Genomic DNA, 6,085 nt, shown 5'->3' with positions numbered 1-6,085 from the left:
CTTCAAGGCCAGCTCGGAGACCGCGAAAAAAAAGAGGAAGGAGACGCCAATGTTGACCCCGTCATGAACCGACCGACATACTGACAGGCGGGTCAAATCTCGATGACAATGCTGGGTCAGTTCTCAGTGACATCCAACAGCTCCGCCTCAGGGCGAGATACCGATCAGCTTTGCTGTGTCGGTCGCGGGTCAACCTGTCGCGCTGGTGATCACTGATTTCCCTTTTGCCGCGCAAACGAGAACGCAGCTTTCACTAGCAGATCTCTCAAGCTTGCCTACAACGCTGCGTGATGGGCTTTATCTGGGAATTGCTGACTCACTAACTGAAACGTTGCCCAAAGCGCTTCTGTCACATCTGACAGGTCTCGAACTTGCTCCGGTCGAAAACTGCGAAACGTGGCTTGAAGCCCATTTAGACATGGGGTCAAGTGGCACTGCGATATGCTACATCGGTGCGAGCCGCGCCGGGTTCTGCCATATCTTCCGCGCGCTCTATCCCGAGGGCAAAGACGGGCTCCCTAGGCTGCCCGCCGCCGTTACCGCCCATATCCCGCTGCATCTCTTCCACAGCTTCGGAGCCATGCGCATACCGCTCAGTACGCTGCGCGGTCTCGAGGCGGGGGATGTGCTGCTCGCGGGTCTTTCAACGGACAGTTCCGCACTTGAGGGCGCGCCGGGCACTTTCTGCCTCGTGCGGGCGGGCGAGGAGGGAACTTGGCAATTCAAGGAATTTTCGATGAGCACCGAAGAACCAGAAAAACAAACGCCGGACTCGGAGGCAATTGACTTGTCTGAGGCCGTGGCCTCCCTGCCGACTTCGGATGCTACTGCCGGGTCACAAACCAAATCGCTACATGAGCCGGAAACAGGTGGTATTGACGATATCCCTGTGCGGTTGAGCTTTGCTACCCATTCGGTGACCAAGACCGTGGCCGAGATGCAAGAGCTTGCCGAAGGCGCGGTGCTCGCGCTTGATGCGCCGGTGCTCGCCCCCGGGCTGCCGGTGCGCATCCTTGCCAATGGTGCCGCCGTGGGCGCGGGCCATCTGGTGCAGATCGATGACCGCCTCGCAGTGCGCGTTGCTTCTATGGGCAGTGCAGGAGATCGCAAAGCGTGATCGACCCGCTTAATCTAATCCTCGGTCTGGTGGTGGCCGGACTTGTGCCTTTCATCGCCGTGGTCGCGACCTCTTTCATTAAGTTATCGGTCGTTCTGCTTTTGGTGCGAAACGCGCTTGGCGTGCAGCAGATCCCGCCCAACATGGTGCTGAATGCACTCGCGATTATCATCTCGGGCTACATCATGGCTCCGGTCTTCGTCGAGACTTTCGATATTCTCACCACGGGCAATTACACCTTCGACACCGTTGACGGCGTGCGCGAAACCTTTAATGCCGCGAAAGATCCCCTTCTGAACTGGCTGAAACTGCATGCCGACGCGCGCGAAACCACCTTCTTCGTCGAGGCCGCGCAAGAGATCTGGCCGGAGTCGCTCGCCAGTGCTGCCAATGCCGATAACCTCGCAATCATTCTGCCCGCATTTACCGTGAGCCAGTTGCGCGAGGCCTTCGAGATCGGCTTCCTGTTATATCTGCCCTTCATCGCGATCGACCTTATTGTTTCAAATATCCTTCTAGCGCTTGGGATGATGATGGTCTCACCGCTTACCATATCGCTGCCCTTCAAGTTGTTTCTCTTTGTAATGGTCGATGGCTGGTCGCGGCTAATTCTAGGGTTAATAACCACATACGCATAGAAAGGCAGGCCGCTCATGTCTCCGGAAGACGCACTTTTTCAGATTACCGAGGCGATGATGCTGGTGATGATCCTGTCGCTGCCGCCAATCCTCGTGGCCTCGGTGGTGGGTGTAGTGGTCAGCCTTCTGCAGGCGCTCACGCAGATCCAAGAGCAGACGTTGAGTTTTGCTGTGAAGCTCATCGCCGTGGCGCTGACCATCGCAGCGATGGCGGGGATTCTGGGATCAGAGATGGTCAATTATACCATCAAGCTCTTTGATGACTTCCCTGCTCTCGTTCGGTAGCTCGGCTCGAGAGGCCACCTCAACGCATTGGCGCATGCAAGATAAGTAAAAGCCTGAACCTACCTGCGTACGCAAAAAAGAAGTGACAGGAGCAGCCAATTTGGCTGCTCCTGTCATCTTCAAAAAAGGGGCGTGTGTTTGAGCGGTTCGTTACCTGGTGATCTGGAAGGTCGAGACTTCGGACGCAAGGGAGTTCGCCGCCGCTTCCAGAGTCTTGCAGGTCGAGGTCGTCTCCGTGGCCATTTGCGCGTTTTCCTGCGTCATCTGCTCCATGTGGCCAACGGCTTCGCTGATCTGTGACAGCGCTGCGGACTGGGCGGTGATGCCTTCGGCAATTTTTCCGACGGATGTGCCCAGAGTTTCGATATCATGGAAGATCTCACTCAGGTCCGATCCTACGCGATTGGCGATCGCCACACCGTTGGAGACGTGTGTTTCACTTTCCGAGATCAAGCCGCCGATTTCACGGGCGGATTCCGAACTGCGCTGCGCCAACTGCCGGACTTCTGTTGCCACTACGGCAAACCCACGTCCGGCATTGCCGGCGCGCGCTGCTTCGATGGCTGCATTGAGGGCAAGCAGGTTGGTTTGAACGGCAATCGATTCGATTGTGCTGACGATCTTGGAGATGCGGCCCGAAGAATTCTGGATCAACACCATCGCTTGCATCATGTCTTCGACAAGCTTGCTGTTGCCATCGGCCTTACCGCGCGTTTCTGTGGCGGTTCTGTCGGCGCTTTGCGCCTCTTTCACGGCGCTGCGAACTGTTTCGTTGAGCTGTCCCAAAGCCTGAGCTGTTTGGCTCAGTGCCGACGCCTGCGACGCGCTGCGATTGGACAGTTCTTCAGATGACGCGGTCAGTTGCCCCTCGATATGCTGCAACGATCCGGTAACCGTCGACACGCGCCCCAAAAGTGCGTTCCAGTCTTCGGTCGTGCGATTGTAGGCTTCGGCCACAATGGCGAGGTCTGGCACGTTACCAACGGTTATACGATGGGTGAGGTTGCCACGGCGCAAATGCTCCAGGCCTTCGGCGATACTCTGAATTGCTTCCTGCCGGGCGGTGATGTCGTTGGCAACTTTGACCACACGAGTCACAGCGCCGTTCTTGTCGAAGACCGGCGCATAGGTCGCCTGAATCCAGATCGTCCGGCCGGTGCGCGTCACACGCGGGAATTGATCGGTAAACGTCTTCCCGGATTTAAGATCCCGCCAGAATTTGGCGTAGGCATCGCTGCGCCCATATTCCGCATCGACGAACATGCGGTGATGTTTGCCGACAACAGCATCTGCTGTGTATTCCAGCGCGCCGAGAAAGTTTGCATTCGCGTGCAAAATTTCTCCGTCCACCGTGAAATGAATTACGGCCTGCGTGCGTTCGACCATCGAAAGAAGCGCAATCTGACCTTCGTCGATGTCGGCTTCGGTTGAAATATCAAGCATGGTTCAATCCCCTTTGGCTTGCTGACTCAACGGCAAGAAGCGTGCCAGTTTTAGGGAGAAAATTTGCGACAGTTCGGAATTGCAGTTTGGCAAGAAAAATTTTTGTTCGTAGTCACATTTCTCGAACGAGCCGCGACCAAGCATCAAGCGTCGCAAGGTTTGACGTGGTTGCCCATCGCTGCGCGACGATGTCCATTTCGATACAACCAAGCGTATCTCCGAGATTGGTCAGATCGCCGCGCGCAAGGTCCGGTTGCGCCAAGGCCGCGGGCACCCATGCGACGCCCAAGCCCGATTGCGACAACTGAAGCGCCGCAGTCGAAAGGCCGGTCTCCGTCACGACGCTCACGCTGCACTGCGCTTCGATGGGGGGAAGAATATGCCGGTTCAAAGCGGCCCCCAGGAACACATCCGCAGGATAGCCGATGATCCGCAATGCCCCGTCGTGAAACCGGGCGATAAGGTTTGCAGCATGGGCGCTGCCGCAGACCGGGATCAGGGTTTCTTCCCCGATCACCGCTTCAATCAGAAACGAGGCCGGTTCGGACGCGGGTTCCGATTTGATCCGATAGGTCAGGGAAATCGCCGCTTGCCTGCGGATCAACAGGGTTTCGCACTCATCCCGGTTCGCAGACCGCAACCTGATATGCGTCCGGCTGGGTTCGGCAACCGAGTTGATGATCTGCGTCCCCATCGACGTGGTGATCGCATGCTGGCTTGCGATCACAAGCTGCCGCAGGCCAGAGCTTTGTTCCTGTCGCATGTCTGACAGCAGAAGTCTTTGTTCAGCCGCCAGTTTTCTCAACTCCGCGTCGCGGTCACGCAGGACGGTGGATGGTCCACTGGGTTTGACGCTTCGGTCAATAAGTTCGATCCCCAGAACGTCTTCGAGGGTTTTGATGCGGCGCGAAAAGGCAGGTTGTGTTACATTGCGCAGGCGGGCGGCGTCAGCCACGCCGCCACTGTCCAGAAGCGCCACAAGGTCTTCGATCCAGTCAATGCGCATTCCGACCCTCTTTATGCATACTCTGCATAATAGCTCCGGTTTTTCTATTTGACGAGGCTGGTTACATGCAGAATTGATACGGCAACCCAATCAAAGGACGCTCCGATGCACTTTTCCCGATTCCCTCGCGTAAACCTTGCTCATCTGCCCACCGCGCTCGAGCCGATGGACCGTCTTTCAGCCGAGCTGGGCGGGCCGCGTATCTGGATCAAACGCGACGATTGCACCGGCATGTCAACCGGCGGCAACAAGACCCGCAAGCTGGAATTCCTGATGGCCGAAGCGCAGGCGCAGGGTGCCGATCTGGTCATCACCCAAGGTGCCACGCAATCGAACCACGCCCGCCAGACAGCCGCCTGTGCAGCCAAGCTGGGCATGGCCTGCCATATCCTGCTCGAGGATCGCACCGGGTCGAACGATCCGAACTACAATCTGAACGGAAACGTGTTCCTTGATTTCCTGCACGGTGCGACGGCGGAAAAGCGCCCTGGCTCGGGTCTCGATATGAACGCCGAGATGGAAGCCGTGGCCGAGAAATTCCGCGCCCAAGGCCGCAATGTCTACACCATCCCCGGTGGCGGATCGAACCCGACCGGCGCTCTCGGCTATGCCAATGCCGCGATGGAGCTTGTGACACAGGCCAACAACATGGGTCTCAAGATCGACCGCATCGTTCATGCCACCGGAAGCGCCGGAACGCAGGCCGGGCTGATCGTCGGTCTTAAAGCGATCAACGCCAATATCCCGCTTCTGGGCATCGGTGTGCGCGCACCCAAGCCCAAGCAGGAAGAGAACGTGTTCAACCTTGCCGTCAAGACCGCCGAAAAGCTGGGCTGCCCCGGTGTGGTCAAACGTGAGGATGTCGAGGCGAACACCGATTACGTGGGTGAAGGCTATGGCATCCCAACCAAGGAAGGCTTGGCTGCCATCGAGATGTTCGCCCGTCTTGAAGGCATCCTGCTTGATCCGGTCTATTCCGGCAAAGGTGCCGCAGGCATGATCGACCTCATCCGCAAGGGTGCGTTCGCAGGCGACGAAAACATCGTCTTTGTCCACACCGGCGGTGGCGTGGCGCTCTTCGGCTACACGGCAGCGTTCGACTACGACGCGCCGACCATGGCTGCCGAGTAATCACACATGCAGCCGTTCACGGGCAGTTTCACCCAGCAGGAGCCGATCGCAGAAGACGCGATTGGGGCGGCTGTTGAGGTGCTGCGCAGCGGGCGGCTGCATCGCTACAACACGGTTGGTGACGAGCTTGGTCCTGTGGCCGAGCTTGAAAAGGCATATGCCGCCTATCAAGGCGCGCGTTATTGCCTGGCTTGCACATCCGGCGGCTATGCCATGTCCACCGCCCTGCGGGCGCTGGGCGTCGGTGTCGGCGACCGGGTGCTGACAAATGCCTTTACGCTGGCCCCCGTTCCCGGCGCAATTGCTGCAGTCGGTGCAGACGCGGTGCTGGTCGAAATCACACCCGATCTGGTCATTGATCTGGACGATCTGGAGGCCAAGATTCGGGCAACTGCCCCCAAAGCCATGCTCCTGTCCAACATGCGCGGGCACCTCTGTGACATGGACGCGTTGATGGCGGTTTTG

Annotated in this window: 7 protein-coding genes; 5 read left to right on the top strand and 2 right to left on the bottom strand. The window is 58.0% G+C overall.

Features of this window, described 5'->3' with window-relative positions:
- Nucleotides 1-271 precede the first annotated feature (271 nt).
- The 3 genes from JJ869_RS21225 to sctS are packed head-to-tail and all read left to right on the top strand — an operon-like array spanning nucleotide 272 to nucleotide 2,040.
- Nucleotides 272-1,117, top strand: coding sequence for a FliM/FliN family flagellar motor switch protein (locus JJ869_RS21225; protein ID WP_292270465.1), 846 nt, complete (start codon nucleotides 272-274; stop codon nucleotides 1,115-1,117).
- Entirely contained in the window at nucleotides 1,114-1,755 is a 642-nt protein-coding gene (gene sctR / locus JJ869_RS21220; protein ID WP_292270463.1) for a type III secretion system export apparatus subunit SctR, read from the top strand. Before JJ869_RS21225 ends, sctR begins: the two co-directional genes overlap by 4 nt.
- A 15-nt stretch (nucleotides 1,756-1,770) precedes the next feature.
- Nucleotides 1,771-2,040, top strand: a complete 270-nt coding sequence (gene sctS, locus JJ869_RS21215) for a type III secretion system export apparatus subunit SctS (protein WP_292270462.1) — start codon at nucleotides 1,771-1,773, stop codon at nucleotides 2,038-2,040.
- Between the two features lie 150 nt (nucleotides 2,041-2,190).
- On the opposite strand, the gene JJ869_RS21210 is transcribed toward sctS, so the two are convergent.
- Together JJ869_RS21210 and JJ869_RS21205 are read right to left on the bottom strand one after the other, a co-directional pair.
- Nucleotides 2,191-3,483, bottom strand: coding sequence for a methyl-accepting chemotaxis protein (locus JJ869_RS21210; protein WP_292270460.1), 1,293 nt, complete (start codon nucleotides 3,481-3,483; stop codon nucleotides 2,191-2,193).
- Nucleotides 3,484-3,595: 112 nt separating this feature from the next.
- Nucleotides 3,596-4,489: a LysR family transcriptional regulator gene (locus JJ869_RS21205; RefSeq protein ID WP_292270458.1), complete on the bottom strand. Its 894-nt coding sequence runs from the start codon at nucleotides 4,487-4,489 to the stop codon at nucleotides 3,596-3,598.
- Nucleotides 4,490-4,594: 105 nt separating this feature from the next.
- Here JJ869_RS21205 and JJ869_RS21200 point away from each other — a divergent pair, with 105 nt between their 5' ends.
- Together JJ869_RS21200 and JJ869_RS21195 are read left to right on the top strand one after the other, a co-directional pair.
- The gene (locus JJ869_RS21200; protein ID WP_292270456.1) at nucleotides 4,595-5,620 is read left to right on the top strand and encodes a D-cysteine desulfhydrase; all 1,026 of its coding nucleotides are present in this window, start codon (nucleotides 4,595-4,597) and stop codon (nucleotides 5,618-5,620) included.
- A 6-nt stretch (nucleotides 5,621-5,626) separates the two neighbouring features.
- The coding region (locus tag JJ869_RS21195) for a DegT/DnrJ/EryC1/StrS family aminotransferase (RefSeq protein ID WP_292270454.1) at nucleotides 5,627-6,085 on the top strand (459 nt) is incomplete at its 3' end.

Source organism: Marivita sp., assembly GCF_017643905.1.
Classification (GTDB): Bacteria; Pseudomonadota; Alphaproteobacteria; order Rhodobacterales; family Rhodobacteraceae; genus Marivita.
This window is presented reverse-complemented; position numbering and strand designations above follow the sequence as displayed.